Annotated in this window: 27 protein-coding genes and 1 tRNA gene; 19 read left to right on the top strand and 9 right to left on the bottom strand. The window is 69.7% G+C overall.

The features are described from left to right. Positions 1–14: 14 nt before the first annotated feature. Positions 15–1,142 carry a hypothetical protein gene (locus BR39_RS0117300; RefSeq protein WP_029914473.1) on the bottom strand — a complete coding sequence of 376 codons (1,128 nt, stop codon included), beginning with the start codon at positions 1,140–1,142 and terminating at the stop codon, positions 15–17. Between the two features lie 153 nt (positions 1,143–1,295). On the opposite strand from BR39_RS0117300, the gene BR39_RS0117295 reads away from it, so the two are divergent. The 3 genes from BR39_RS0117295 (at position 1,296) to BR39_RS0117285 (ending at position 3,175) form a co-directional block, all read left to right on the top strand. Next, positions 1,296–1,595, top strand: coding sequence for a hypothetical protein (locus tag BR39_RS0117295; protein WP_029914471.1), 300 nt, complete (start codon positions 1,296–1,298; stop codon positions 1,593–1,595). Positions 1,596–1,617: 22 nt separating this feature from the next. Continuing rightward, complete coding sequence (locus BR39_RS0117290) at positions 1,618–2,733, top strand: NAD(P)/FAD-dependent oxidoreductase (protein WP_029914470.1); 1,116 nt, start codon at positions 1,618–1,620, stop codon at positions 2,731–2,733. Between the two features lie 70 nt (positions 2,734–2,803). Beyond that, positions 2,804–3,175 carry a hypothetical protein gene (locus tag BR39_RS0117285; RefSeq protein WP_029914468.1) on the top strand — a complete coding sequence of 124 codons (372 nt, stop codon included), beginning with the start codon at positions 2,804–2,806 and terminating at the stop codon, positions 3,173–3,175. 155 nt (positions 3,176–3,330) lie between these two features. Here BR39_RS0117285 and BR39_RS0117280 read toward each other — a convergent pair whose 3' ends face one another. Further along, positions 3,331–4,548, bottom strand: coding sequence for a PQQ-dependent sugar dehydrogenase (locus tag BR39_RS0117280; RefSeq protein ID WP_029914466.1), 1,218 nt, complete (start codon positions 4,546–4,548; stop codon positions 3,331–3,333). Positions 4,549–4,736: 188 nt separating this feature from the next. Here BR39_RS0117280 and BR39_RS0117275 point away from each other — a divergent pair, with 188 nt between their 5' ends. Together BR39_RS0117275 and BR39_RS0117270 are read left to right on the top strand one after the other, a co-directional pair. Beyond that, positions 4,737–5,801, top strand: coding sequence for a glycosyltransferase (locus BR39_RS0117275; RefSeq protein WP_029914464.1), 1,065 nt, complete (start codon positions 4,737–4,739; stop codon positions 5,799–5,801). A 44-nt stretch (positions 5,802–5,845) separates the two neighbouring features. Next, positions 5,846–5,922 (top strand) — tRNA-Met (locus BR39_RS0117270). Between the two features lie 82 nt (positions 5,923–6,004). Here BR39_RS0117270 and BR39_RS27285 read toward each other — a convergent pair. Then, entirely contained in the window at positions 6,005–6,136 is a 132-nt protein-coding gene (locus tag BR39_RS27285; RefSeq protein ID WP_255347302.1) for a hypothetical protein, read from the bottom strand. Between the two features lie 204 nt (positions 6,137–6,340). Between BR39_RS27285 and BR39_RS0117260 the strand changes: the two genes are divergently transcribed. The 5 genes from BR39_RS0117260 to BR39_RS0117240 all read left to right on the top strand — a co-directional run bounded on the left by BR39_RS0117260 (position 6,341) and on the right by BR39_RS0117240 (position 9,550). After that, entirely contained in the window at positions 6,341–6,745 is a 405-nt protein-coding gene (locus tag BR39_RS0117260) for a YciI family protein (RefSeq protein WP_029914462.1), read from the top strand. A gap of 4 nt (positions 6,746–6,749) precedes the next feature. Further along, positions 6,750–8,012 carry an RNA polymerase sigma factor gene (locus BR39_RS0117255; RefSeq protein ID WP_029914460.1) on the top strand — a complete coding sequence of 421 codons (1,263 nt, stop codon included), beginning with the start codon at positions 6,750–6,752 and terminating at the stop codon, positions 8,010–8,012. A 71-nt stretch (positions 8,013–8,083) separates the two neighbouring features. Next, entirely contained in the window at positions 8,084–8,518 is a 435-nt protein-coding gene (locus BR39_RS26800) for a nuclear transport factor 2 family protein (protein ID WP_029914459.1), read from the top strand. Between the two features lie 24 nt (positions 8,519–8,542). After that, positions 8,543–8,965, top strand: coding sequence for a glyoxalase/bleomycin resistance/extradiol dioxygenase family protein (locus BR39_RS26795; protein ID WP_029914457.1), 423 nt, complete (start codon positions 8,543–8,545; stop codon positions 8,963–8,965). Positions 8,966–9,022: 57 nt separating this feature from the next. After that, a complete protein-coding gene (locus tag BR39_RS0117240) occupies positions 9,023–9,550 on the top strand; it encodes an SRPBCC family protein (RefSeq protein ID WP_029914454.1) in 528 nt (175 codons plus the stop codon). Positions 9,551–9,707: 157 nt separating this feature from the next. Here BR39_RS0117240 and BR39_RS0117235 read toward each other — a convergent pair whose 3' ends face one another. Then, the gene (locus tag BR39_RS0117235) at positions 9,708–10,700 is read right to left on the bottom strand and encodes a glucokinase (protein WP_029914451.1); all 993 of its coding nucleotides are present in this window, start codon (positions 10,698–10,700) and stop codon (positions 9,708–9,710) included. A gap of 258 nt (positions 10,701–10,958) precedes the next feature. On the opposite strand from BR39_RS0117235, the gene BR39_RS0117230 reads away from it, so the two are divergent. Then, positions 10,959–11,288 carry a PilZ domain-containing protein gene (locus BR39_RS0117230; protein ID WP_231499491.1) on the top strand — a complete coding sequence of 110 codons (330 nt, stop codon included), beginning with the start codon at positions 10,959–10,961 and terminating at the stop codon, positions 11,286–11,288. Between the two features lie 85 nt (positions 11,289–11,373). Here the strand turns inward: BR39_RS0117230 and BR39_RS0117225 are convergent, their stop codons facing one another. Further along, entirely contained in the window at positions 11,374–11,814 is a 441-nt protein-coding gene (locus BR39_RS0117225) for a helix-turn-helix domain-containing protein (protein WP_029914447.1), read from the bottom strand. 189 nt (positions 11,815–12,003) lie between these two features. Further along, complete coding sequence (locus BR39_RS0117220) at positions 12,004–12,828, bottom strand: acyl-homoserine-lactone synthase (RefSeq protein ID WP_029914445.1); 825 nt, start codon at positions 12,826–12,828, stop codon at positions 12,004–12,006. 133 nt (positions 12,829–12,961) lie between these two features. Between BR39_RS0117220 and BR39_RS0117215 the strand changes: the two genes are divergently transcribed. The 4 genes from BR39_RS0117215 to BR39_RS0117200 all read left to right on the top strand — a co-directional run bounded on the left by BR39_RS0117215 (position 12,962) and on the right by BR39_RS0117200 (position 17,115). Further along, complete coding sequence (locus BR39_RS0117215; RefSeq protein WP_029914443.1) at positions 12,962–13,291, top strand: Mpo1-like protein; 330 nt, start codon at positions 12,962–12,964, stop codon at positions 13,289–13,291. A 105-nt stretch (positions 13,292–13,396) separates the two neighbouring features. Further along, a complete protein-coding gene (locus tag BR39_RS0117210; protein WP_029914441.1) occupies positions 13,397–15,385 on the top strand; it encodes a protein meaA in 1,989 nt (662 codons plus the stop codon). A 32-nt stretch (positions 15,386–15,417) separates the two neighbouring features. After that, on the top strand, positions 15,418–16,197 hold the full coding sequence (locus tag BR39_RS0117205; RefSeq protein ID WP_029914439.1) for a hypothetical protein: 780 nt from the start codon (positions 15,418–15,420) through the stop codon (positions 16,195–16,197). 3 nt (positions 16,198–16,200) lie between these two features. Continuing rightward, entirely contained in the window at positions 16,201–17,115 is a 915-nt protein-coding gene (locus BR39_RS0117200; RefSeq protein WP_156035805.1) for a hypothetical protein, read from the top strand. On the opposite strand, the gene BR39_RS0117195 is transcribed toward BR39_RS0117200, so the two are convergent. Further along, positions 17,112–18,500 carry an MFS transporter gene (locus BR39_RS0117195; RefSeq protein ID WP_029914435.1) on the bottom strand — a complete coding sequence of 463 codons (1,389 nt, stop codon included), beginning with the start codon at positions 18,498–18,500 and terminating at the stop codon, positions 17,112–17,114. The genes BR39_RS0117200 and BR39_RS0117195 overlap by 4 nt on opposite strands. Positions 18,501–18,640: 140 nt before the next feature. On the opposite strand from BR39_RS0117195, the gene BR39_RS0117190 reads away from it, so the two are divergent. After that, complete coding sequence (locus BR39_RS0117190) at positions 18,641–19,393, top strand: extensin family protein (protein WP_051695814.1); 753 nt, start codon at positions 18,641–18,643, stop codon at positions 19,391–19,393. Positions 19,394–19,546: 153 nt separating this feature from the next. Here the strand turns inward: BR39_RS0117190 and BR39_RS0117185 are convergent, their stop codons facing one another. Next, complete coding sequence (locus BR39_RS0117185; protein WP_029914431.1) at positions 19,547–20,029, bottom strand: SRPBCC family protein; 483 nt, start codon at positions 20,027–20,029, stop codon at positions 19,547–19,549. A gap of 191 nt (positions 20,030–20,220) precedes the next feature. Here BR39_RS0117185 and BR39_RS25865 point away from each other — a divergent pair, with 191 nt between their 5' ends. The 3 genes from BR39_RS25865 to BR39_RS0117170 all read left to right on the top strand — a co-directional run bounded on the left by BR39_RS25865 (position 20,221) and on the right by BR39_RS0117170 (position 24,540). Continuing rightward, positions 20,221–20,964 (top strand): hypothetical protein, encoded by a 744-nt coding sequence (locus BR39_RS25865; RefSeq protein ID WP_029914429.1) that lies wholly within the window; start codon positions 20,221–20,223, stop codon positions 20,962–20,964. 92 nt (positions 20,965–21,056) lie between these two features. Next, positions 21,057–21,824 carry an SDR family oxidoreductase gene (locus BR39_RS0117175; protein ID WP_029914427.1) on the top strand — a complete coding sequence of 256 codons (768 nt, stop codon included), beginning with the start codon at positions 21,057–21,059 and terminating at the stop codon, positions 21,822–21,824. A 151-nt stretch (positions 21,825–21,975) separates the two neighbouring features. After that, positions 21,976–24,540 (top strand): response regulator, encoded by a 2,565-nt coding sequence (locus BR39_RS0117170; RefSeq protein ID WP_035018576.1) that lies wholly within the window; start codon positions 21,976–21,978, stop codon positions 24,538–24,540. On the opposite strand, the gene BR39_RS0117165 is transcribed toward BR39_RS0117170, so the two are convergent. Continuing rightward, positions 24,537–25,148, bottom strand: a complete 612-nt coding sequence (locus BR39_RS0117165) for a DUF2306 domain-containing protein (RefSeq protein ID WP_029914422.1) — start codon at positions 25,146–25,148, stop codon at positions 24,537–24,539. The genes BR39_RS0117170 and BR39_RS0117165 overlap by 4 nt on opposite strands. Between the last annotated feature and the right edge of the window lie 41 nt (positions 25,149–25,189).

Here is a 25,189-nt window from a genome sequence, read left to right as displayed (position 1 = left end):
TCCCCGACTTGCGCCTACTTCTGCGCGGTCCCGTCCGCCCGATCCGGCTTGATGCCGGTGGCGCGGATGTTGGTCACCGACTGCAGGGTGCCGAACCAGAACGGCGAGCCCAGGGACACCGCCAGGCCCGTGATCGCCAGGCCCAGCAGGCTGAGGAAGACCTTCACGGTGACGCCCCAGCCGTCGCGCTTGAGCGCCTTGCAGCTCTTGCTCCAGTCCTGCGGCCGCTGCCGCAGCTGGCCGGGCGTCGGCTTGGCGCGGGGATCGGTCCAGAGGTCGCAGATCGCCTCGTGGGTCCAGCCGATCGGCAGGGCCAGCTTCTGGCCGATGTCGGCGGCGTCCTGGTCCTTCTCGCAGGCGCATTCGGCGCCGTCCGCGCCCGAGGCGTCCGACGAGGCGTCCGACCCGGAGGGGGCGGGGGCCGACAGCTGGGCCTGGAGGCCCTGGGCGGTCTCGGCGTCCTTGGCCGACTGCGAGGCCTGGGCCACCAGCCCGGCCCGGGCCACCGGGTCGCGCCACAGGTTGTCGATCAGCTGCAGCGAATTGACGTTGAAGGCGATGGCCACCGCGAAGCCCGCCCAGAAGGTCAGGCGATGGATCCAGCGCTTGTAGGCGCCGCTGGTGCGGTCCATGGCCCCGTCGAACCAGGTGGCCACGTTGGTCTGGAATTTCTCGACCTTGCCCTCGGCCTCGTCGAGCATCGGCAGCAGGGCGTTCTTGAGGGCGTCGTTGTTCTCGATGCCGGCGACGGCGGTCTTCAGCTGCTGGAAGCTGAGATGGGCGGTCTCCGACGGCTTCAGCGTCTCGGTCAGGGCCACCGCGAAGGTCTTGCCGGGGATGTAGGACGGCGCGTTCTTCAGCAGCGCCCCGCGCTTGGTGCAGTGGTCCTCGGCGGTCTGGTGCGACTTGAGGGCGCTGATCAGCGGGTGGTTCCACACCGAACACATCTCGGGCGACCATTCGCCGGTCTTCTTCTCCGAGCCATCGCCGCCCAGCAGGCTCTGCACCCGCGACAGCAGGTACTCGCTGCGCTTGTTGAGGAAGCTGGAGATGTATTCGTTGAGCGCCGTGACGAACAGGCTGACCAGCAGATAGACGAAGATCAGTCCGACCGCGACGTCGAGCGCTGCGCCGAAGTTCATGATGGCCCTTCCCTGAGGCGCCGACGCGTGACGACGGCGCGCCCTCAACCTTGTCGAGCAAGGGTTTCACAGCTCTCGAAAAAGGGCAATGAAGGTCGAGGCGGGGCGGCCGCGCCATCTGGCGCGTCGCCGGGGCCGTGCTAGGCTGGCCGCATGAACAAGCCGGTTCCATCCAAGCCTGTCGTGGTGACGCTCAGACCCGAGGACGCCTTCGATCTCGGCCAGCGCGTCGCGCGGGGCGAGTTCTCGTCGCTGGACGAGGCGGTGGCGGCCGAGCTGGCCGATCTGAACTACCGGCGCGCCGTCGAGATCATGGGCGGCGACGACAAACTGGAGGCCTTGGTGACGAGGCTGGAGGCCGAGGGCGACCCCAGGGGAGACGTCGAGGCCAAGGGCTTCTTCGCCGAACTCCGCGCGGGGCTGAAGCAGCGCTTGGATGCATCGCGCGGGTGAAGCGGCGGCTGGTGACCTCGGAATGACCCAAGAGTTCGATTTCGACGCCGTCGTGGTCGGCGCCGGCGCCGTGGGCCTGGCCTGCGGCTACGCCCTGTCCCAGCGCGGCCTCGTCGTGGCGGTGCTGGAGGCCGAAGGGCACATCGGCCAGGGCGTGTCGTCGCGCAATTCCGAGGTGATCCACGGCGGGCTCTACTATCCCACCGGTTCGCTGAAGGCCCGGTTCTGCGTCCAGGGCCGGCGGCGGCTGTACGCGTTCCTCGACAAGCACCACATCGACTACAAGAAGTGCGGCAAGCTGGTGGTGGCCACCAACGAAGGCGAGATCCCGCAGCTGGAGGCGATCTTCCAGCAGGCGCTCGACAACGACGTCGAGGGCATGGAGCACCTGACCGGCGCCCAGGCCCGGGCGCTGGAGCCCGGCCTCAACGCCCACACCGCCCTGCTGTCGCCCGAGAGCGGCGTCTTCGCCAGCCACGACTACATGCTGGCCCTGCAGGGCGAGATCGAGGCGGCCGGCGGGGCGGTGGTGGTCAACACCCCGTTCGAGGGCGCGACGCCCCTGGCCGGCGGCGGCTTCACCGTGCGGATCGGCGGCGCCGAGGCGGCCAGCCTTTCCTGCCGCCTGCTGGTCACCGCGCCCGGTCTTTCGTCCCAAGCCGTGGCCGCGACGATCGAGGGCTTCCCGGCCGACAAGATTCCCGCCGCCCACTACGGCAAGGGCGTCTATTTCCGTCTGGCGGCCAAGGCCCCGTTCCAGCGCCTGATCTATCCGCCGCCGATCCATGGGGCCCTGGGCACCCACTATCGCAACGATCTCGGCGGCCAGGCGGTGTTCGGGCCGGACCTGGAATATGTCCCGGCCCCCGACTATTCGGTCGACGAGGGCCGTCGCGCCGCCTTCGCCGCCTATATCCGCAAGTTCTGGCCGGACGTGCCGGAAGAGCTGCTCGTGCCCGACTACGCTGGGATCAGGCCTAAGATCCACGGCCCGGACGAGCCCCAGCCCGACTTCCAGCTGAGCGGCGCCGAGACCCATGGACTGGAGGGGCTGATGGCCCTGTTCGGCATCGAGAGCCCCGGCCTGACCAGCTCGCTGGCGATCGGCGAAGAGGTCGCCGCGCGGCTGACGGCGTAGGGGTCAAACCCCAGTCCTGCCACCAACTCCCGCTTCGCGCGTTGCAATCTTGGCTTTTCAGGAGGGCGCGATGCTGGACGATTTCATCGACAGGCTGATCTCGCGGTTGATGGCGGGGGCGGGTCTGATCATGGCGGCGGCGATCGCCGCGGTGGCCGGGGCGATGGCGGTGTTCGCCTTCCTGGCGCAGTGGGTCGGTTCGGCCTGGTCCTACGCGATCGTCGCGATCACGGCCTCGGTGGTGGTCACCGTCTGGTCGCTGCTGCACAAGCGGCACCTGGCCCGCACCCGCCAGCCGCCGCTGGACAAGCGCGTCCTGGCGATGATGCAGGAGCACCCCACCGCCTCGTTCCTGGCCGGCATGGCGGCGGCGACCCTGCTGAAGGGCAAGCCCTCGCTGGCGGCGACGCTTTGGGAGGCGCGGAAGGGGAAGCCGAAGTAGGTCAGCGGCTCACGCACTTGCCCCCACCTGACCGCTTCGCGGTCTGTCCGCCCCCATAGGGGGCGGAGCCTTCGCGCCGGCATCGGCTACAGCGCTCTTCCCCCTATGGGGGAAGACGACCGCGAAGCGGTCCGTAGGGGCAAGTGTTCGCCGCTTTAGCGTTTGGGCGAAACCCGCAGCACCCGCCCGTCATCCTCGTCGGTCACCAGGTAAAGCGCCCCGTCCGGGCCCACGACCACGTCGCGGATGCGCTGGTTCAGCTCCGACAGCAGGCGCTCCTCGCCGACCACCTGCTTGTCCTTCAGCGTCAGCCGCACCAGGTAGCCCTTGAGCCCGCCGACGAACAGGCTGCCCTTCCAGGCCGGGAAGAGGCCCCCGTTGTAGAAGGCCATGCCCGACGGCGCGATCACCGGGTCCCAGTAATAGATCGGCTGTTCCATGCCCTCGTGCTGGGTGATGCCGTCGCCGATCGGCTTGCCGGAATAGTCCTCGCCATAGGTGATGGTCGGCCAGCCGTAGTCCTTGCCGGCTTTGGGGGTGTTCAGCTCGTCGCCGCCCTTGGCGCCGTGCTCGACGGTCCACAGCTCGCCGGTCCAGGGATTGATCGTCGCGCCCTGCAGGTTGCGGTGGCCCTTGGACCAGATCTCGGGCTTGGCCTGAGGGTTGCCGACATAGGGGTTGTCGGCCGGGATCGAGCCGTCGGGGCGGATGCGGATCACCTTGCCCAGGGCCGCGTCCAGCTTCTGGGCCTGCATGCGGCCGGGGATGATCGAGCGCTCGCCCGTGGTGATGAACAGCGCCCCGTCGCGGGCGAAGGCCAGGCGGCCGCCGAAGTGGAGGGGCGAATCCATGGTCGGCATCTGCCGCCAGATCACCTGGACGTCTTCCAGCCTGGGCGCCGCGCCCAGCACCAGCTTGCCGCGCGCCGCGGTGGTGCCGTTGCCGCCCCCGCGGGGCTCGGCATAGGTCCAGTAGACCAGGCCGTTCTTGGCATAGTCGGGGTCAAGCGCCACGTCGAACAGGCCGCCCTGGCCCTCGGCGAACACCGCCGGCAGGCCGGCGACGGCGGGCGACAGCTTGCCGTCGGTCCCCAGTATGCGCAGCCGGCCGGCGCGCTCTGTGACCAGCTTGGAGCCGTCGGGCAGGAAGGCCAGGCCCCAGGGGTGGTCCAGGCCCGTGGTCAGAGTCTCGACCTGATAGGCCACGCCCAGCTTCTCCTCGGGCGCGCGGGTCTGCTGCGGGAAGGCCGGCTTCTGGTCCGGCGCGTTGGGCGGGCCGGTCTCGACCGGCGGATTGGGCTGGGCCTGGACCGCGGGGGCGGGGCCGCACGCCGACAGGACCAGCGCGGCGAGGGCGAGATGGCGAAGACGCATGGAAACTGTCCTGACGAGAGGGGCGAGGGGGCGACGATTGGTCAGGTGACTACGTTGTCATCGTGACGCGCCGTTGTCATCCAGATCGTTTCACAGCTGTCATCCCGGCGGCGCGGGCGCGTTGACTTCCCGGCGTCGCCCGACGAAGGTCCGGCCTCGCCGCCTCCGGCGTTCCTGGGGAGCTCGCCTTGACCGCCATCCTGCACGCCATGTTGGGCAAGGGCCTGGGCGGCCTGGAGCAGGTGTTCCTCGACTACCAGCCGATCCTGGAGGCCTACGCCGCCGCCGATGGCGGAACGGCGACGGGCGTGGTGCGGGCCGGCGGCAGGGTCGCGGTCCAGCAGGCCGGGCGCGTTCCGCCCCTGGCGGCGATGCCGGCCTATACCGACTGGGACCCGATCACCGTGGGCGCGGCCCGCAAGCTGGTCAGGGCCACGGCGCCCGACCTGATCCTCAGCCACGGCCAGCGCCCGGCCCGCCTGATGGCCAAGGTTGCTCCGGCCAAGACGGTGCTGGCGATCTGCGTGCACAAGCCGGCCTTCGACATCGAGACCACGCGCACCCACTATGTCTGCGTCGGCAAGCACCTAGCCGAACTGGCGGTCGAGCGCGGCGTGCCTGCCGAGCGCGTTCACTTCGTGCCCAACGCCGTGAAGCCGCCCGCCGTCCTGGCCGCGCCCTTCGCCGACACGTCCCGCCCGCCGCGCATCGTCGCCGCCGGCCGGCTGCATCCCAAGAAGGGCTTCGACGTGCTGATCGCCGCCCTGGCGCTGCTGCGCGACGGGTGGGAAGGATTTGGGGGCCTGGCCTTCGATTGCGAGATCGCCGGCGAGGGCGACGAGCGGGCCAGGCTGGAGGGGCTGATCGCCCAGCACGCCCTGGGCGAGCGCGTGCGACTGGTCGGCTGGCGCGACGCCCCCGCCTTCCTGGCCACCGGCGACGTCTTCGCCTTCCCCTCGTATCAGGAGGGTTTCCCGCTGGTGCTGCTGGAGGCCATGGCCGCCGGCCTGCCGGTGGCGGCCAGCGCGATTCCCGGGCCCGTGGAGATGATCGGCGAGGGCGTCGACGGCGTCCTGGTCCCGCCCGGCGACCCGGCCGCCTTGGCGCGAGGCCTGGCCGGCCTGATCGCCGCCCCGGAAAAGGCCGTGGCCCTGGGCGCGGCGGCCCGCGCCAAGGTGCTGGACGACTACGGTCCGGAAAGCCTGAAGCGGCGTCTCGACGCGGTGCTAAATCTGATGCTCGGACGGACTTGAAGCCGCCCCCGCTTTGCGCTTATAAGCCCGCCTCCGCTTCGTGCGGCTGGGTAGCTCAGATGGTTAGAGCGGTGGATTCATAACCCACAGGTCGGCGGTTCGATCCCGCCCCCAGCCACCACCCTCGGGTCCTGAAGGTCCCGCAAGCCGGGCGGTTTCTCAAAAAGTCGATGATTTCGCGCCGGCGTCGACCGATGCTCGGCTCAATCCTGAAAATACCGCCGCCTGACCCCACGCCGCTTGCGGCGCATCGCGTCGATGCGGGGAGCGACGCTCGGCCAGGCCAGCATGCCGAGCAGGAACACGATGAAGAACGTCGAAATCCACAAACTCACGAACGGCTCCTGGCTTGCGAGCGTCTCCTCCCCTTTGCCGTTTTCTGTTTATGGTTTTGTGTCGGCGGGCTGACGATCAGGGAACGCCTGGGCGAAAATAGGGCTCCTTGACCGTGGCGAAAACAGCCGAGCCCGATTTTTAGCGGCCGTCGTGTCGGATTGCCGAGGTCCTGATCGTCCTGGCTACGACAAGGTGCGCAGCCGATGCTCTATGCCATTCTTTGCTACAATTCCGAGGACGTGGTCGGGGACTGGTCGCCGGCCGAGGACGCCGCGGTCATGGCCCGGCTGGGGACGGTCGAGGCCGGCCTGGCCGCCGTCCATCGGCTGGGCGCGGTGGCCCGGCTGCTGCCGACCACGGCCGCCGTCACCCTGCGCAAGGCGCGCGACCACCTGGTGATCGACGGCCCGTTCGCCGAGACCAAGGAGCAGTTGCTGGGCTTCTACGTGGTCGACTGCGGCGACCTGGACGCGGCGATCGCGGTGGCCCACGACCTGGCCGTGGCCAATCCCGACCGGGGCGCCTATGAAATCCGTCCGCTGGCCGTCTATCGTCCCGGCGGCCTGGGCGAGGCGCGTCCCCGACGCGCTGTCAGCACGAGGGGTTGAAGGCATGACCATCGCCAACATCGACGCGGCCTGGATCGACGCGGCCCTGACGGCGGCCCGGCCCCAGGCGGTGGCCGCCCTGCTGCGCTATTTCCGTGATCTGGACACCGCCGAGGAGGCCTTCCAGGACGCCTGCCTGCGGGCCCTGAAGGCCTGGCCCAAGAACGGCCCGCCGCGCGACCCGACGGCCTGGCTGATCCTGGTGGGTCGCAACGCCGCCCTGGACGGGGTGCGCAAGTCCAGCCGCTCAGCCCCCCTGCCGGCCGAGGAGCTGATCTCGGACCTCGAGGACGCCGAGGCCGCCCTGGTCGACCGGCTGGACGGCGAGCACTATCGCGACGACGTGCTGCGGCTGCTGTTCATCTGCTGCCATCCCGACCTGCCGGCGACCCAGCAGGTGGCCGTGGCCCTGCGCATCGTCTCGGGCCTGTCGGTCAAGCAGATCGCCCGCGCCTTCCTGGTCGGCGAGTCGGCGATGGAACAGCGGATCACTCGGGCCAAGGCCAAGATCGGGGCGGCCGACGTGCCGTTCGGCGCGCCGGGCCTGGAGGAGCGCGAGCAGCGCCTGACCACCGTGGCGGCCATGGTCTATCTGGTCTTCAACGAGGGCTATTCGGCCGGCGGCAAGGAGCTGCTGACGCGCGGCTCGCTGTGCGGCGAGGCCATCCGCCTGGCGCGCCTGCTGCTGCGCCTGTTTCCCGGCGAGCCCGAGGTCATGGGCCTGACCGCCCTGCTCCTGCTGCAGCACGCCCGCGCCCCGGCCCGGTTCGACGCCGACGGGGCGGTGGTGCTGCTGGAGGACCAGGACCGCGGCCTGTGGAACAGCCGGATGATCGCCGAGGGCCTGGCCCTGATCGACAAGGCCGTGCGCCACCGCCGGCCCGGGCCCTACCTGGTGCAGGCCGCCATCGCCGCCGAGCATGATCGGGCCGAGCGGGCCGAGGACACCAACTGGGCGCGGATCGACCTGCTGTACGGCGATCTGGAACAGCTGGCTCCGTCGCCGGTCGTCACCCTGAACCGCGCCGTGGCCGTGTCGAAGGTCGCCGGGCCCGAGGCGGCCCTGGAGATGATCGAGCCCCTGGCCCCCAAGCTGTCGGGCTATTTCCACTTCTTCGGCCTGCGCGGCGGGCTGCTGTTCCAGCTGGGCCGGCGGGACGAGGCCAAGGTCGCCTTCGACCAGGCCATCGCCCTGGCCAACACCGCCGCCGAGGCCGCCCACATCCGCCTGCACCTGGACCGGCTGCTGAGGGCAAGCACCGGTTAGAAAGTTTTCCCGCCGGTGTCGGGACGGCGGCCGCGCGACCGTCCTTTGGCTGAACCGAACGGGAGCTCGCCATGATCGACGCCGCCGCCGAAGAGATCGCGATCCGCTGCGTGATCGACGCCTGGACGCAGGGCCTGCACGACAAGGACGCCGCGGCTGTCGCGGCCTGTCTGGGCGACGCGCCGGTCGTCTATTCCCTGGCCCCGCCCTTGATCGCGGCCGACGACCACGGCGAGGGCCTGGCGGCCTGGTTCGACACCTGGTCCAGCCCCATCGGCTACGCTTTCCGGAACCTGGCGATCGCCGCGGCCGGCGACGTCGCCTTCGCCCACGGCCTGGCCCACATGACCGGAACCAAGACGGACGGCGAGACCCCCGACCTGTGGTTCCGCTGCACCCTGGGCCTGCGCAAGCTGAGCGGCGCCTGGAAGATCGTCCACCAGCACGAGTCCGTGCCCTTCCTGATGGACGGCAGCTTCAAGGCCGCCGTCGATCTCCAGCCCTGACCCCGAAATCGGAGAGGAACGACCATGACCGACGCCCAGCAACCGCCGCCCAAGCTGCCCGCCGTTTCCGGCGGCATCGTGCCCTATCTGTCGCCCAGCAACGCCACCGAGGCGGCCGATTTCTACGCCAAGGCCTTCGCGGCCGAGGTGATCTACCGCATCCCGCCGGACGAGCAGGGCCGGACCATGCACATCCACCTGCTGATCAACGGCAATTCCCTGATGCTCAGCGACTTCTATCCCGAGCACGGCTATCCGTTCGAAAAGCCCGCCGCCTTCACCCTGCACCTGCAGGTCGACGACGTGGACGCCTGGTTCGAGCGCGCGGTGGCGGCCGGCTGCACGGTGTCGCTGCCGGTGCAGCTGATGTTCTGGGGCGACCGCTACGGCCAGCTCAAGGACCCCTACGGCTTCTCGTGGTCGATTGCGACGACGCCCAAGACCTGACCTCATGAAAGAAAGGGCGGGGCCGTCGGTCCCGCCCGCGACAAGGAGGGGAAAGCCATGCTCAAGATCATCGTCATCGTCGTGGTCATCGCGCTCGTCGCCCTGCTGGGCTACGCCGCGACCAAGCCCGACCAGTTCCGCGTCGCCCGCTCGACCGTGATCAAGGCGCCGCCGCAGAAGATCTACGCCCTGATCGAGGACTTCCACCAATGGGGCGCCTGGTCGCCCTACGAGAAGCTGGACCCGGCCATGACCCGCATCTTCGGCGGTCCGGCGCGTGGCCTGGGCTCGACCTACGCCTGGAGCGGCAACAACAAGGCCGGGGCAGGGCGCATGGAGATCATCGAGGCCGCCGCGCCGTCGAAACTGGTGATCCGCCTGGACTTCACCAAGCCGTTCAAGGCCAGCAACAGGGCGATCTTCACCCTGGAGCCCGAGGGCGACGCCACCCGCGTGACCTGGGCCATGGAAGGGGACTCGCCGTTCTTCTTCAAGCTGATGGACGTGCTGTTCAGCATGGACAAGATGGCCGGCAAGGACTTCGAGACGGGGCTGGCGAGCCTGAAGACGGCGGCGGAGGGGTAGGGGAGGTTTCCCCGAGCTCGCAAAATCGTTGTCATCCCGGAAGCCCCGCAGGGGCTGTCCGGGACCCAGGAGCTGGGCCAAGGTTTTTGCGGTTCACCTGGGTCCCGGACAAGCGCTGCGCGCTTTCCGGGATGACAACCGTTGGGCGGTGTCCCCCTCAGCAATCCAGGAACTTCACCTCCGTGGCACCGTAGCGCATGTCGCTGGGGGTGAACAGGCTGGACAGGCCCAGCAGGGCGGGCCGGCCGGGCATGCGGAACACCGGCACCTCGGCCAGGTAGTAGCTCATCCGTCCCTTGGCCCGGTAGCGGCGCGCGAAGGCTTCGCGGTCCAGCAGGCCGTCGATGGTCTCCAGCAGGGGGCTGTTCAGGAACACCCCGCCGCGGGCCGCGAACAGCAGGGCCATGTCGCCGGCGAAGCCGCCCAGCAGGGCGCTGAAGATCGAGATCGCCTCGCGGGCCTTGGCGTCGCCGGCGCGCGCCAACTCGATGATAACGTTGTCATTTTCGGGCACGACGAGGGGATCCCCGTCGCCGACCAGCGCGCAGTGGATGTCGCTGAGGCCTTCCTTGGACAGCAGGCGCTCGGCCGAGACCTCGCCGTGGCGGGCGCGCACGGCCGAGAAGACCGGCGCCTCGCGCGCCTCGACCGGGCAGAAGTCCATGTGGCCGCCCTCGCTGGGCACGGCCAGCCAGCCGTCGCCGCGCAACGGCGCCAGCCCCGCCACGCCCAGGCCGAGATTCGGGCCCAGCACGGCGATGGCGGCGTTGCGGGCGGCCTTGCCGGGGTGGATCACGGTCAGGTCGGCCTCGGGCACCTTGGGCGCGCCCATGGCGCAGGCGGTGAAGTCGTTGACCAGATAGACCCGGGGCGTGCGCAGGACGGCGCGCAGCCAGGTCAGGGACAGGCTCAGGCCGGTGGCGGTCACGATCACCGTCCCGTCGATCTCCGGGCCCGCCGCTGCGATCGCCGCGCCGACCAGGTCGTCGGGACCCACTTCGGCCAGGACCGACTTGAGGCCGGCCTCCAGTTCCAGCGGGGTCGAGCCGGGCAGGACGCGATGCTCGCCGGGACCGTCGCCGGGCCGGGCCAGGGCGACGATCAGATCGCGGCCGTTCACGTCGGCCAACAGCGCCACGCCGTGGGTCATCGGGCGGTCCTTTTTGTTTCCCCGGGGCGGCCGGTCTACGCCGGCCTGATCGCATCATAGCCCCAAGCGGGTTACTCGCTAAATAACCGCGTTCGCGGAGGGTTCCCCGCGCGGCGGCGCGATCGGCGCGAAACAGCGTTTTTGCTGGGGAAAACCGTGACTTCCGGCGTGGTCAGCGGGAAATAAACCTTGCCCCTGCACCGCCGATTAACGGCGCCGCGCGTTGTTAGGGGTATGTCGAAGTTTGGTTCCGACGGGATGACCGACCGCCGCGCCGGTCCCCGCACTGCGATGCAAACCCCCGCCAAGGTGCTGTGCGGCGCCTTCGCGTGGGACTGCGTCGTGCGCGACCAGTCGGACTCGGGCCTGCGCATCCAGATGCTGTCCAGCGCCATACCGCCGTCCAGCGTCCAGCTGGTCGACCTGGTGTCGGGCTATGCGCACGAGGTGAAGGTGGTCTGGCAGAAGGACCGCGAGTTCGGCCTGAAGATCCTGCGCAGCCACGATCTGCGCGGCCTGGCCCCCGCCTCGCTGCAGACGGCCAAGCGCATCTGGCAGGCCAGCCCGCGACGGGCCTCGGCCAGCTGAGGCCGGAAGAGCACGCCTGAAAACGCGATCGGGCCCCGGCGGGGGGTGCCGGGGCCCGAACAGGCTACTTCGTCTTGGCCGGCGCTTAGGCGGCGGCGTTCTCGGCGCGGGCGGCTTCCTCGGCCATGGCGCGGACCAGGTCCAGGACCTGACGACGCACGCGGCCGCGGCCGATCTTCGGGAACACCTCGGCCAGTTCCAGACCCTCGGGGGTGGTCAGGAATTCCTGGACGATGCGCTCGGCCTGTTGACCGATCTCGTCGCCGTCGGAACCGTCCATCGGGTCGGCCAGGCCGTCGAAGAAGAACGACACCGGGACCTGCAGGGTCTTGGCGATCTCATACAGCTTGGAGGCGCTGACGCGGTTGGCGCCGCGCTCGTACTTCTGCACCTGCTGGAAGGTCAGGCCCAGCGAGTCGGCCAGTTGTTCCTGGCTGACGCCCAAAAGCTTGCGACGCATCCGGACGCGGCCGCCAACGTGCAGATCGACGGGATTCGGGCGTCGGCCCTCGGTTTCTTCGCTCAAGTTTCGCCTCCAAAGGTTGTCCAGGCACAATGCCACGTCCAACACGTTCGTGGAACGCTGATGCGGCAAAGCGCGGCGTTAGGTCGCTGAGGTTTAGCTAATTAACCCCATGCTTGCGCTAACGCACGGACGTACACGCCTAGATCGAGGCGATTTCCAGGCAAAATTGTTTCGGCGCCGCAGCAGGGGCTAGGCGTTGAGTCGCTCCGCGGGCGGAACAGCGTCGCGTTCGGCCCAGATTCGGCGGGCCTGGAGGGTGGTGTCGTTGAGTCGATACAGGGTCTCGGCCGCCAGGGCCTCGTCGCGCGGCGAACCCGGGTCGAACTGCGGGGTCTGGGCGCGGATCACCTGGTGCTGGACGGCCGCCAGGCCGCCGAACGCCCGCAGGTCCAGCTCGTCGATGTGGTAGCCCACCGGCCCGTCGACGCCGATCGCCTCGCGCACCCGGTCCAGCAGGGCGTAGGAAAGGGCGATCTCCGAGCCGGCCACCACGCCGAACGCGTAGGGGCGGGGCAGGCCGACCAGCCGCGTGTCGATCGGCGAGTTCATGATCCCCGGATACAGCGACATGTCGATCATGCCGACGAAGCGCTCGACGCCGTTGACCAGGGCCAGCTCCATGGCCGCGGCCCAGACCTCGAACACCCGCAGGCCCCGGTTCGGACCCTTCCGGGCGCGATAGGCCTCGGTGGTGAACAGCCGCGTGGCTTCCCATACCGTCGGACCCTTCTTGGGCGTCTCGTCCGGCGCGATCAGGTGGGGGAACTTGTCGGCCAGCATGCAGCGGTCTTCGGTGGGATGCAGGCGCAGGCCCACCTCCAGCCGCATGGCCGCGTCGAAACCCAAGAGGTAGACGGCCTGGGAGTCGTCGTAGTCGTCGACCTCCCCGCCTTCCAGAACGACCAGGTCGACCCAGCCGTTCTTCTCGACGCACTGCTCGCGCCGCTGTTCGTGCATGGCCCACAGCTGGGGGCCGTAGAGATGTCGGTTCTGAGACGTGACGACGTGGATCATGGCCCGGCCCCCCGGCTGTCTGGATGGGGGCATTAGGCGGCTGATCCTCCGCGCGACGCGATAGGCCAAACGGCCTATGCCGGGCCCGCGTGGCCTATTGCAACCGGGCTCCGTCGGGCGGAACATCGGGTCCATGACCGCGCATGATCAGCCCGCCAAAGAGGGGGAACGCTACCGCACCTTCGCGGCGTTCTACCCGTTCTACCTGACCGAACACGTCAACCGGACCAGCCGGCGGCTGCATGTGGTCGGCACGACCCTGGTCATCGCCGCCCTGGTCTGCGGTTTCCTGGTCGACTGGCGGTTCTTCGTCGCCGCGCCCTTCGTCGGCTACGGCTTCGCCTGGGTGGGCCATTTCGTGTTCGAGAAGAACCGGCCGGCCACCTTCAAGTACCCGCTCTACAGCCTGGCGGGCGATTTCCGGCTGTGGTTCGAGGTAGTGACGGGCAAGCGCCCCTTCTGAGCCTCGCCTTCGCCGCCCTGCCTTCGCTCTTGCGATGTTGCGTTGCAGCAAAACCCGGTTCATGATCGTTGGTAATTAAGAACAACGATAAACGGGAAGCGCAGGATGTCAGCCAAGCCGTTCCAGCACGCGCCTGACGCGCCCTGGATCTTCCGCACCTATGCGGGGCACTCCACGGCCGAGAAATCCAACGCCCTCTATCGCGCCAACCTGGCCAAGGGCCAGACAGGCCTGTCCGTCGCCTTCGACCTGCCCACCCAGACCGGCTACGACGCCGACCACATCCTGGCGCGGGGCGAGGTGGGCAAGGTCGGCGTGCCGATCGCCCACCTGGGCGACATGCGGACCCTGTTCGACGGCATCCCGCTGGAGCAGTCCAACACCTCGATGACCATCAACGCCCCGGCCGCCTGGCTGCTGGCGATGTACGTCGCGCTCGCCGACGAGCAGGGGGCCGACCGCGCGCTGCTGCAGGGCACCACCCAGAACGACCTGATCAAGGAGTATCTGAGCCGCGGCACTTACATCTTCCCGCCGGAGCCGTCCTTGCGGCTGATCGGCGACATGATCGCCTGGTGCTACCGCGAGGTCCCCAAGTGGAACCCGATGAACGTCTGCAGCTACCACCTGCAGGAGGCGGGGGCGACGCCGGAGCAGGAGCTGGCCTTCGCCCTGGCCACGGCCATCAGCGTGCTCGACACCGTCAAGGCCGGCGGCCAGGTCCCCGACGAGGACTTCGAGATCGTCGCCTCGCGCATCAGCTTCTTCGTCAACGCAGGCGTGCGGTTCGTGACCGAGCTGTGCAAGATGCGTAGCTTCACGCGGCTGTGGGACCAGATCCTGCTGGAACGCTACGGCGTGCAGGACAAGAAGGCCCGGCGGTTCCGCTACGGAGTGCAGGTCAACAGCCTGGGGCTGACCGAGCAGCAGCCCGAGAACAACGTCTACCGCATCCTGATCGAGGCCCTGGCGGTCACCCTCAGCAAGGACGCCCGCTGCCGGGCCCTGCAGCTGCCGGCCTGGAACGAGGCCTTGGGCCTGCCGCGCCCGTTCGACCAGCAGTGGTCGCTGCGGCTTCAACAGGTCTTGGCCTACGAGACCGACCTGCTGGAATACGAGGACCTGTTCGACGGCAGCCACGTGGTCGAGGCCAAGGTCGCCGAACTCAGCAAGGGCGCGCTGGAGCAGTTGGCCCTGATCGACGCCATGGGCGGCGCCCAGAACGCCATCGACTACATGAAGACGCAGCTGGTGGCGTCGAACGCCGCGCGGGTGCGCTCGGTCGAGACCGGCGACCTGACCGTGGTCGGCGTCAACCGCTGGACCGACACCGAGGCCTCGCCGTTGGCCGCCGGGGGCAAGGCGATCGAGACGGTCGACCCGTTGCTGGAGGCGGGCGTCGTCGATCGGCTGAAGGCCTGGAAGGCGGCCCGCGACCCCGCCTCCGTCGAAACGGTGCTGGCCGATCTGAAGGCGGCGGCGCGCGATGGCCGAAATATCATGGAATCCTCGATTTCCGCCGCGAAGGCGGGCGTCACCACCGGCGAGTGGGCCGGGGCGCTGCGCGAGGTGTTCGGCGAGTATCGCGGCCCCACCGGCGTGGCCGTGGTCGTCTCGACCGGCGAGGCCGAGGACGTCGAGGCGGTGAAGGCGCAGGTCGAGCGGGTGTCCCAGCTGCTGGGCCGCACCCTGACCTATCTGGTCGGCAAGCCGGGCCTGGACGGCCACTCCAATGGCGCCGAGCAGATCGCCACCCGGGCCCGGGCCTGCGGCATGGAGGTCATCTACGACGGCATCCGCTCGACGCCGGAGGAGATCGTCCGCCGCGCCAAGGAGGGCCGCGCCCATGTGGTGGGCCTGTCGATCCTGTCGGGCTCGCACCTGGACCTGGTGCAGGAGGTGATCCGCCTGATGCGCGCCGAGGGCCTGGGCCACATCCCCGTGGTGGCCGGCGGCATCATCCCCGACGGCGACGCCCTGATCCTCAAGCAGATGGGCGTGGCGCGCATCTACACGCCCAAGGACTTCAAGATCACCGAGATCATGGGCGACGTGGTGCGGCTGGTGGAGGCCGCGGCGCTGGCGGAAGCTTGAGCGGACGACGGTTACACGCCTAGAGTGCGCTCATGGCGACCTTCGGCGCAGACTATACCCCCACCACGGCCGAGCGTTTCCGGACCGGCGCTTTCTGGGCGCTGCTGATCGGGTTCGGGATCGGGGCCACATGGACGAGCCGGTGGCTCGACGCCATGAGGCCGCAGGCGATGGAACTCCCAAGCCTTGGTTCCGTGTCGCTCTTCGTCGTCTCCTGGCTGCTCTCGCGCCCGAAGGTGAAGACGTGGCTGGAACGAGGCCGCCCGGTCCAGTCGGGAAAGTGGCGCACCGCGCGGGCCCTTCGGATCGACGTCGGCCTATGGACTCTGGTGCTGGCGGGGTGGGGTTGCAGGTTCGCCGACCAGGCCGTTTACGCCTGGCGCATCGGCGACACGCCCAGGCTTCTCGGCGCGTGCGGCGTGGCGGCGGCCCTGACGGCGTTCGCGGTGGCCGCCTTCGCACGGAGGGGGAGGTCCGTCCTGGAGCTGTCCGTCGACCGGACCGGAGTCTCCGCGCGCGAATGGAAGGGCGTCGTCCCGTGGAGCGCCATCGACTTCGTCGTCCGGCCGGACAAGGCGGATTCGTCGTTGCGCCTCGTGCTGAGGCCCGAGGCTCTTGCGACCTTGCCGGACTATGTGCGTCGGCGGAACGGCTTCCTGGATCTGGACCTGTCGCCGACGGTCCTTTCACCGATCACGGCCGTGGACGCCCTGCGCGCGGCCTGCCCCGATCTGGAGGTCCGTCATCCGCGCTCGGCCGGCCTGGTCCTGCCGGTGCGCGGCGCGACCGACATCGTCGAAGCCGATCTCTAGGCCATGAGCCCTTTGCGCAGGATCGCCGACGGCGCGGCTGTCCCCACCCGAGCGTTGGAGCTGGCGATCGAGGCCGCCCCCGCGATCCCCTGGGTCCTGCTGGTCACGGCCGTGGATCAGGGCACGCCCGGTTCGGTGGTGGGCGGCATGTTCCTGTACCTCGTCGGCGCGGCGCTGAAGCAGCCCTTGCCTTTGGGGCCGCGCCTGGACCGCGTCGCTTCGCCGAAGCCGGGTGTCTGGCTGACCAGCCCGACCCGCCGGTTCCGGCGCCTGGTGGCCTTGGTCCTGCCGCTGGCCGGGCTGGGGTGCGCGATCGGCATGGCGGTCGCGTCGTTCGACGCAGGCGACGCCTTGGCCTTGGCGCTGGACCTGTTCGTCGTGCTGGGCTTCGTCGCCAGCGTGGCGTGGGACGCCTGGCGCGGCCTGTCGGTCAGGGTGGAAACGCGGATCGACGCCGAGGGGCTCTACAGTCGCGCGCTGGGCGGAACGATCCGCCTCGACCAGATCCTGGAGATTCTGCCCCGACCCCGGGGAGAGAAATTCAAGCTGCGGCTGCGCGTGGGACCGGGCGCGGCGGGCCTGCCCTCATACCTGAAGCATCGCGGCGGCGACGTGACGATCGAGATGTCGGCCGCCTGCCTGACCTACGACCTGGCGGTGAACGCCCTGCGCGAGGCGGATCCCGCCGTGAATTTCCACCGCGACGCGGTCCCGCTGGACAGCCCTTTCGTCGTGCCGATCCGGGGTGTCGACCACGAGGAGAACGTCACCACCGCCTGGGAGGAGATGGAGGATCAGAGCCGGCGGTTCGACCGGGACCTCTCGGAGTTGCGCCTACCCCCGGAAACCTATGGCTATCGGCCCGTCCTGCTGGAAACGATCGATGACGCCGAGCCCGGCGCCGGGACCGGGTCCTAGGCGGCGGGTCGGTCCCGCCCCAGCCGCCACGCCGCCAGCAGGCCGATCACCGCCAGCGGCAGGAAGGCGTAGAACAGCAGCAGGCCGTGCGCCAGGCCGCCCTCCGGCGTCACCCCGTGGGCGAAGCCCAGGGCGTTGGCCAGGGCGCCGGCGGCGGCCGCGCCCGTGGCGCCGCCCATCAGCTGGGTGGTGGGCACGGCGGCCGAGGCCAGGGGCTGTTCTTCCAGCGGCGCGCCGCCGATCACCCGCTTGGCCAGGAAGGCCCAGCAGATCCCGAAGCCGGCGCCCAGCAGCACCATCGAGGCCGTGATCCCGACCAGGCCGCCCCGCACCATCTCGAACGCGCCCCAGGCCACGCCCGCGGCGATGACCACGGCGCCCAGGCGGATCGCCAGGCCCTCGTGTTTGGGCTTGAGGCCGGCCACCACGAACGACAGGGCCGTCCAGCCCGCCGCGATGCCGCCGATCACATAGCCGCTCAGCAGGGGGCCGGCGCCGTGCAGCGTCTGGATGAAGGTCGGGCCGTAGACCGAGAAGCCGACCGTCGCGGCTTCGCAGAAGAAGATCACCATCAGCCCCAGGCCCGTCGCGGTGCGCAGGTCGCCAGCGGCGCGCGGCAGCAGGCGCTCGGCCGTGCGGCCGTTGACCAGCAGCATGGCGGCCAGGGCCAGGGTCCCGAACGCCGCGCAGACGGCGGCCGCGACCTGACCGGGCACGACCCCGGCGGCGGCGATCAGCGTGACGCCGACGGTCAGCAGGGCCAGCTGCCGCTTGGGGATGCGCCCGCCTTCCGGGGCTTTCGGCGCGCCGGGCACCATGACCAGCACCGCTCCGACGAAGATCACCGCCTGGACCACGAAGAACCAGAAGGCGCCGCGCCAGAAACCGGCCTCGGCGAACAGGCCGCCGCACAGCGGGCCCAGCAGGGTGGCCGCGCCCCAGACCCCGGCGATGGCGCCGTAGACGCGCGGCCACAGGCTTTCGGGGAACATGGCGCTGATCGCCACGTAGCACAGCGAGACGATCGCCCCCGCGCCCAGGCCCTGGACCAGGCGGCCGGCCACGAAGGTCAGGAATTCCGGGGCCAGGGCGCCCATGGCGCAGCCGACGGCGTAGACCACCCCCGCCAGGGCGGTGGCGCGGCGCAGTCCGAAGCGGATCGACAGCTTGCCCGCGCACGCCCCCGCCAGGATCGAGCCCAGCAGGAAGGCGGCGATCGACCAGCCGAAATACTGGAAGCCGCCGATCTCCTTGGCGACGCTCGGCATGATCGTCACCGTCACCAGGGTGTCGGCGGCGTTCAGCCAGATGCCCAGGCACAGCAGGGCGAAGCGCGGGGCCAGTTCGGCGTTCAGCAGGCCGCGCCAGCTGTTGGTGGGGGTCATGGGCGTCTCCGGGACGCGGTAGATGGCCCTTTCCGGCCGCCAAGCCAAGCCTTGTGGTCTTCGCTCTCCGGAGAGGGTTGTAAGGCGCGCGCGCCTAAGGCAAGGCTTGGCCGTTAACCTTTTCGGGCGCTCCCCCCGCCATGGCCTACCGCGTTCCGCGCCATCAGAGCGTCGAGCACCGCACGCGCCGCCAGAACCGCCTGGCGGGGCTGACGGCGCTCGTCCTGCTGTGGTCTCTGGTGCTGGTGATGGCCCTGGTGGCCGAGCGCGGCATCGCCCGCCAGCACCTGCCGTGGAAGCCGCTCAGCATCGTCGATCCGGTGGGCATGGCCACGCGGATCAAGGCGGCGCGGGCCGGCGCCGATCCGGCCACCTGCCGGGCGATCCTGCGCAAGGCGGGCCTGTCCTACGAGGAGGTCCCGGAAAAGACCGACGGCGGCTTCTGCACGGTGCGCGACGCCCTGAGGATCGACGGCGGCATGGCCGGCCTGTCGCCCACGGACGCGCCGATGGTCTGCAAGGAGGCCCTGGCCCTGTCGATCTGGGAGCGCCAGGTGGTGCAGCCGGCCGCCTACGAGGTGCTGGGCCAGGGCGTGGTGGGCCTTGAGCACTACGGCACCTATTCGTGCCGGCGGCAGTACGGCAGGACGGCCGGCCCGGTCAGCGAGCACGCCACCGCCGACGCCATCGATCTGGCCGGCTTCAGGCTGGCCGACGGCCAGACGGTCTACGTGGCCCGCGACTGGAACGATCCCGGCCCCAAGGGCCAGTTCCTGCGCCGCGTGCGCGACGGGGCCTGCCGGGTGTTCATCACCACGCTGAGCCCCGACTTCAACGCCGAGCATCACGATCACTTCCACCTGGACATGCACGGGTGGAGCAAGTGCGCGTGAGGGGCAAATAGCTCCGCTCATCCCGGCGAATGCCGGGACCCAGATCCCAAACGGTGCGAATGATTGGAGAGGCTCAGCGCTAATGGCGTCGGCCCCAACGCCGTTCCATCTGGGTCCCGGCATTCGCCGGGATGAGCGGAATTTAGGTTCTGATCAGAACGTCTTGGCCACCTCGGCCAGCTGGTCGGCGACGATGCCCCAGCCCTCGTGGAAGCCCATCTGCTCGTGGGTCTGGCGGTCCTCGACGGTCCAGTGGCGGGCGGTGGCGGTGTAGCGGGTCGTGCCGTCGCCCAGGTCGTCGAACTCGATGGTCGCGACCATGAAGGGCTTGCCGGCCGGGACCCAGTTCGAGGCGAAGGCGTCGGTGAAGACCAGGCGCTTGTTCGGAACGACCTCGAGGAAGAGACCCGGGTTGGGGACCTCCTCGCCGTTCGGGCCCTGCATGACGATCAGGCTGGAGCCGCCGGGGCGGATGTCCATCTCGGCGTGCGAGACGGTCCAGGGCTTGGGGCAGAACCATTCGTGCATGCGCTCGGGCGTGGTCCAGCACTTGAACAGCTTGTCGGCGGGCACGTCGAGGACGCGGGTCAGCACCAGTTCGCGGTCGGCGACGGGCGAAGGGGCGGGGGTGTCCATGGCGTTTCTCCAAGGGAGTGGGGTGTTGCGCCCGAAGGACGGCCCCGACGTCGGCGATCCGACATCGGGTGCGAACTTTTGTCGAGACCGCGAGTCGATGGCGGGAAGCCGAGGCCGGTCTCGGGTGTTCACCTGATTTACCCCTCGGCTGGACAGTTCAGGCTCTCCCCGGGTCGCCAGGGAGCGGGTTGATGAAGGTTGCGGTGGTTCTGGGCTGCGCCGCGGCGCTGGTCCTGGGGGCGAGCGCCGTCGAGGCCAGGGCCGACGACGACGTGACGTTCCGCATGGGCACCTATGTCTGGCTGCCCACCGTCAAGGGGCCGCTGGGGCTGAACCCCGACCGGCCCACGCCGGTGCTGGGCGACGGCAATATCCTGGATAACCTGCAGTTCTTCGGTTTCGGCGTGGCCGAACTCAGCAAGGACCGGGTCGGGGCCCTGGTCGATTTCGCCTATGTCGACATCGGCTTCGGCGACGACGTCGAGCTGCCGCCGGCCTTGCCCCTGAAGCCCGACCTCGACACCAAGGCGATGGTCGGCAGCGTGAACGGCTTCTACCGCGTCGTCGACGGCGACAAATGGGACGTGGACCTGACCGCCGGCGTCCGGGGCTACTGGCTGGAGACCGACTTCACGCTCAGCGCGCCCAACACCGACCTGATCGACGCCAGCGCCGACACCAACTGGTTCGACGGCGTCATCGGCGCGCGGGCCCGCGGCCAGTACGGCAAGTGGGGCTTTATGGGCCAGATCGACAGCGGCTGGGGCAGCGACACCACCAGCTGGCAGGGCCAGGGCATGGTCGAGTACGACGCGTCCAGCCATTGGCGGCTGATGGGCGGCTATCGCTTCCTGCATTTCGAGAACGACAAGGGCCGTCGCAACGTCGACCTGGACCTGAAGGGTCCGCTGTTCGGTTTCACCTACCGGTTCTGAGGCCGCTTCGGCGAAGGCTTGACCTGGGCGGGCCTTCCTCCCAATGTGCCGGCAATTCAAACAATCGTTTTGATGTTTGCCGGGAGCCCGCCATGACCAACCTCTTCGACCTCGCCGGCAAGGTGGCGATCATCACGGGCAGCTCGCGCGGCATCGGCAAGGCCATCGCCCAACGCATGGCCGAGCACGGGGCCAAGGTGGTGATCTCGTCGCGCAAGGCCGGTCCCTGCGACGAGGTCGCGGCCGAGATCAACGCCCGGCACGGCGAGGGGACGGCGATCTCGGTCCCGGCCAACATCGGCTCCAAGGAGGACCTGCAGCGGCTGGTCGACGAGACCCGCAAGGCGTTCGGGAAGATCGACATCTGCGTCTGCAACGCCGCGTCCAACCCCTATTACGGCCCGCTGTCCGGCATCGCCGACGACCAGTTCCGCAAGATCCTGGACAACAACATCATCAGCAACCACTGGCTGATTTCGATGGTCGCCCCGGAGATGCGCGAGCGGAAGGACGGCTCGATCATCATCGTCAGCTCGATCGGCGGCCTGCGCGGCAACGCCATCATCGGGGCCTACAACATCTCCAAGGCCGCCGACTTCCAGCTGGCCCGCAACCTGGCCCACGAGTTCGGCCCCGACAACGTGCGGGTCAACTGCATCGCGCCGGGCCTGATCAAGACCGACTTCGCCAAGGCCCTGTGGGACGACCCGGCGACCCTGGAGCGTTCGACCAAGGGCGTGCCGCTGCGCCGGATCGGCGAGCCCGACGAACTGGCCGGGGCGGCCGTCTACCTGGCCTCGAAGGCGGGCAGCTTCATGACCGGCCAGGCCCTGGTGGTGGACGGCGGCGCCACGATCTAAGGGCGCCGCGAGGTCGGGCGGACGACGCCGCGAAAGGGCGATATTTGCCCCTGGCGGAGTCATCCGGGGACAGAACGTCGCGCCGCGCCGATCTTAACTTTGGATACAGGCCGTTTTCGTACCTTGCCAAGGTTCACCAGGAAACCACGGCTTGCGGCGCTACGTCCTGTTCCTCGCGGCGATCGCAACCCTGTTCGTCGCGAGCGGCGGAACGGCGTTCGCCCGTTCGCAGCAGTCGGCCAAGCTGGACGCCCTGTACCGCGAGATCAGCCGCGACGAGATCAAGCCCCCCGCCCGCGAGAACGACGACATCGAGCGGGTCGGACGCCGGGCCCTGAAGCAGCACGGCGACAAGCGCCTCTACGGCCTGTGGTCGGTGCTCTACGCCTACAAGAGCAACCAGGTGCAGCCGCAGTTCGACGACTGGACCCGCCGCGTGCGCCGCCTGGCCAAGGAAGACAACGACGCCGAGCTGCTGAACCTGGTCGACCTGCTGACCACGGCCTACCGCCACGAGTCCGGCGGCTTCCGCACGTTCAACGACGCCGACTGGGTGCGCTATCTGGAGCGCTCGGGCCCGAACATCTGGATGATGGCGGCCATCGAGCGCATCCGCAGCCTGGGCCGCTCGGGCCATTGGGCCGAGGCCTCGCGCCTGGCGACCGAGGTCATGGGCCAGCTGGAACGCAAGGGCGCCGTCGCCCGGCCGATGCTGGCCGAGGCCCACCAGGTGCACTCCTACACCCTGTCCTACATCGGCGATAAGGAAGGCGCGCTGGACCACATGAGCGCCGCCGCTCGCCTGGACGAGGGCAACGCCTTCTACATGCGCAAGGTCGAGCGGATCTACGACATCGCCTACACCGCCGCCGAGGTGGGCGAGCTGGACGCCGCCGAGCACTTCGCCGGCGTGCACCACCACATGACCGAGGCCGCCGGCGATCCCGACCTGAAGACCTGGGATCGCTATCTCTGCGCCCGCATCGCCAGCGCGCGCCACGCGCCGGGCCGGGTCCTCAAGTGCCTGGAAGCGGGCGCTTTCGAGATCGACCATCCGACCAACCGCCTGACCGGCCTCAGCCTGCGGCTGCGGGCTCAGGCGCGGGCCGAGCTGGGCCAGGCCGCCGCCGCCCGGGCCGATCTGGACGTGGCGCGCGCCATCCCCCTGGAGACCCTGGAGCGTGATCCCCAGGCCGAGCTGCTGGTCAGCGCCTATATCGCCCTGGCCGAGCATCGCGGCGAGGAGGCCTTCCGCGACCTGGACCAGTGGCGGCGGCAGGACCACGAGAAGACCCAGGCCGCCCTGACCCGCAACGGCGCCCAGATGGCCTCGGCCCTGGAGACCGAACTGAAGTCCAAGCGGGACGAGAGCCGCCGGCTGACCGCCGAGGTCGAGCTGAACCGCCGCCTGGCGCACGCCTCGATCATCATCGCCATGCTGCTGGGCGTGCTGGTGCTGGGCGGCGTCGCCTGGGGCTTCTACCTGCGCCGGGCGTCGATGCGGCTGAAGGACGCCCGCGGCCGGGCCGAGGCGGCCAACGAGGCCAAGTCCGCCTTCCTGGCCGTGATGAGCCACGAGCTGCGCACGCCGCTGAACGGCATGCTGGGCATGGCCCAGGCCCTGCGCGGCGAGGCCCTGGACGCCCGCCAACGCGAGCAGGTCGAGCTGATGATCGACAGCGGCGACACCCTGCTGGTGCTGCTCAACGATATCCTGGACCTGTCCAAGATCGAGGCCGGCAAGCTGGAGATCGCCCCCACCGCCGGCGACCTGGTCGGGGTCTGCGCCCGCCTGGTGGGGGGCTACCAGCCGACCGCCCGGGAAAAGGGCGTCGAGCTGACCTTCGCCGTGGCGGGCGACCCGCCGCCGATGCTGCTGTTCGACGCCGTGCGGGTGCGCCAATGCCTGGCCAACCTGCTGTCCAATGCCCTGAAGTTCACGGTGGTGGGCCGGGTGGACGTGACCCTGGACTGGGCGCCCGATCCGCTGACGGGGCGCACGGCGATCAGCCTGACCGTCGCCGACACCGGCATCGGCATGACCCCGGCCACCCTGTCCAAGCTGTTCGGCGCCTTCACCCAGGCCGACGCCTCGACCACCCGCACCTTCGGCGGCACGGGCCTGGGCCTGAACATCACGCGCCGCCTGGCCGAACTGATGGACGGCGAGATCCGGGTCGACAGCCGCGAGGGCCACGGTTCGACCTTCATGCTGGACTTCCAGGTCGACGTCGCGGCCGCCGGGACGATCGAGACCGGGGCCCCGGCCTTCGGCGCCCCGAGCGAGGACGAGACGCTGTCGCCCCTGCACGGCCGCCGGGTGCTGGTGGTCGACGACCACCCGGTCAACCGCCGGGTCATCAAGCTGTTCCTGGCCCCGTTCGACTGCGACCTGGTCGAGGTCGAGAACGGCCGCGAGGCCCTGGACGCCCTGGAGGCCGAGGCCTTCGACCTGGTGCTGATGGACGTCAACATGCCGGTGATGGACGGGCTGGAGGCCACGCGCCGCCTGCGCCGCGACCCGCGCTGGACCGGCCTGCCGGTCATCGCCCTGACCGCCGACGTCATGCGCACCCAGATCGACACCTGCCTGGAGGCGGGCATGGACGCCCACATCGCCAAGCCGATCGACCTGCGCGACCTGCTGTCGGTGATGGTCCAGGTGCTGGACCGGCGCGGCGTCGCGCCGGCGGTCGGCGAGACCGCGCTGGCCTAGGCGGCCACGGCGCGCTCGCGGCGGCCGCGCAGATACAGCTCGACCAGAAGCAGGTTCGGGATCCAGGCCAGGAAGGCCGAGGCGCGGTAGGCGTCGATCTCGGCCACGCCCATCATCGGCAGCACCACGATGTAGATCCGCAGGGTGACCGCGGCGAAGGTCATGGCGAACGAGCGCAGCATCCAGGCGCGGTGGTCGTCGAAGCGGCGCGCCACCGCCAGGCGCCAGCCCTGGACGTTGGCCGTGATCCAACAGACCGCCAGGCTGGCGAAACCGACCGTGGCGATCGGGCCGGCGGTCGAGCCGAAGGCCATCACCAGCCCGCCGACCCCGCCGGCCAGGCAGCCGATCACATAGACCCGCCCCAGCGTCCGGTGCAGGGCGGGGAACCGTCGGCGCACCCAGGGCAGGAACTGGAGCGGGCCGACCAGCAGCGCCGTCGCCGCGCCCGCCACGTGGACGTCCAGCCAGGGCCGCGCGAACAGGTTGGCCAGGATCTCGGGGCCCAGCGGCCCGATCCTCGGCAGATAGCGGTACGAGAAGATCGCCACGGCCGCGCTCAGCAGGGCGTACAGGGTCCAGAGGCTTCGGTTCAGCAGGCGGGTCATGTCGGTCTCCGAGGTTTGGCGGAGATTGCGAAGCTCGCCGA

This window comes from Caulobacter sp. UNC358MFTsu5.1 (genome assembly GCF_000712075.1).
GTDB lineage: Bacteria > Pseudomonadota > Alphaproteobacteria > Caulobacterales > Caulobacteraceae > Caulobacter.
The sequence above is the reverse complement of the archived record's forward strand: the minus strand, read 5'-3'. Positions and strand labels throughout refer to the sequence as shown.

Coding starts and splice junctions, on each gene's coding strand:
- BR39_RS0117300 (WP_029914473.1), bottom strand. CDS start 1,142: ATGAACTTCGGCGCAGCGCTCGACGTCGCGGTCGGACTGATCTTCGTC.
- BR39_RS0117295 (WP_029914471.1), top strand. CDS start 1,296: ATGAACAAGCCGGTTCCATCCAAGCCTGTCGTGGTGACGCTCAGACCC.
- BR39_RS0117290 (WP_029914470.1), top strand. CDS start 1,618: ATGACCCAAGAGTTCGATTTCGACGCCGTCGTGGTCGGCGCCGGCGCC.
- BR39_RS0117285 (WP_029914468.1), top strand. CDS start 2,804: ATGCTGGACGATTTCATCGACAGGCTGATCTCGCGGTTGATGGCGGGG.
- BR39_RS0117280 (WP_029914466.1), bottom strand. CDS start 4,548: ATGCGTCTTCGCCATCTCGCCCTCGCCGCGCTGGTCCTGTCGGCGTGC.
- BR39_RS0117260 (WP_029914462.1), top strand. CDS start 6,341: ATGCTCTATGCCATTCTTTGCTACAATTCCGAGGACGTGGTCGGGGAC.
- BR39_RS0117255 (WP_029914460.1), top strand. CDS start 6,750: ATGACCATCGCCAACATCGACGCGGCCTGGATCGACGCGGCCCTGACG.
- BR39_RS26800 (WP_029914459.1), top strand. CDS start 8,084: ATGATCGACGCCGCCGCCGAAGAGATCGCGATCCGCTGCGTGATCGAC.
- BR39_RS26795 (WP_029914457.1), top strand. CDS start 8,543: ATGACCGACGCCCAGCAACCGCCGCCCAAGCTGCCCGCCGTTTCCGGC.
- BR39_RS0117240 (WP_029914454.1), top strand. CDS start 9,023: ATGCTCAAGATCATCGTCATCGTCGTGGTCATCGCGCTCGTCGCCCTG.
- BR39_RS0117235 (WP_029914451.1), bottom strand. CDS start 10,700: ATGACCCACGGCGTGGCGCTGTTGGCCGACGTGAACGGCCGCGATCTG.
- BR39_RS0117230 (WP_231499491.1), top strand. CDS start 10,959: ATGACCGACCGCCGCGCCGGTCCCCGCACTGCGATGCAAACCCCCGCC.
- BR39_RS0117220 (WP_029914445.1), bottom strand. CDS start 12,828: ATGATCCACGTCGTCACGTCTCAGAACCGACATCTCTACGGCCCCCAG.
- BR39_RS0117215 (WP_029914443.1), top strand. CDS start 12,962: ATGACCGCGCATGATCAGCCCGCCAAAGAGGGGGAACGCTACCGCACC.
- BR39_RS0117210 (WP_029914441.1), top strand. CDS start 13,397: ATGTCAGCCAAGCCGTTCCAGCACGCGCCTGACGCGCCCTGGATCTTC.
- BR39_RS0117205 (WP_029914439.1), top strand. CDS start 15,418: ATGGCGACCTTCGGCGCAGACTATACCCCCACCACGGCCGAGCGTTTC.
- BR39_RS0117200 (WP_156035805.1), top strand. CDS start 16,201: ATGAGCCCTTTGCGCAGGATCGCCGACGGCGCGGCTGTCCCCACCCGA.
- BR39_RS0117195 (WP_029914435.1), bottom strand. CDS start 18,500: ATGACCCCCACCAACAGCTGGCGCGGCCTGCTGAACGCCGAACTGGCC.
- BR39_RS0117190 (WP_051695814.1), top strand. CDS start 18,641: ATGGCCTACCGCGTTCCGCGCCATCAGAGCGTCGAGCACCGCACGCGC.
- BR39_RS0117185 (WP_029914431.1), bottom strand. CDS start 20,029: ATGGACACCCCCGCCCCTTCGCCCGTCGCCGACCGCGAACTGGTGCTG.
- BR39_RS25865 (WP_029914429.1), top strand. CDS start 20,221: ATGAAGGTTGCGGTGGTTCTGGGCTGCGCCGCGGCGCTGGTCCTGGGG.
- BR39_RS0117175 (WP_029914427.1), top strand. CDS start 21,057: ATGACCAACCTCTTCGACCTCGCCGGCAAGGTGGCGATCATCACGGGC.
- BR39_RS0117165 (WP_029914422.1), bottom strand. CDS start 25,148: ATGACCCGCCTGCTGAACCGAAGCCTCTGGACCCTGTACGCCCTGCTG.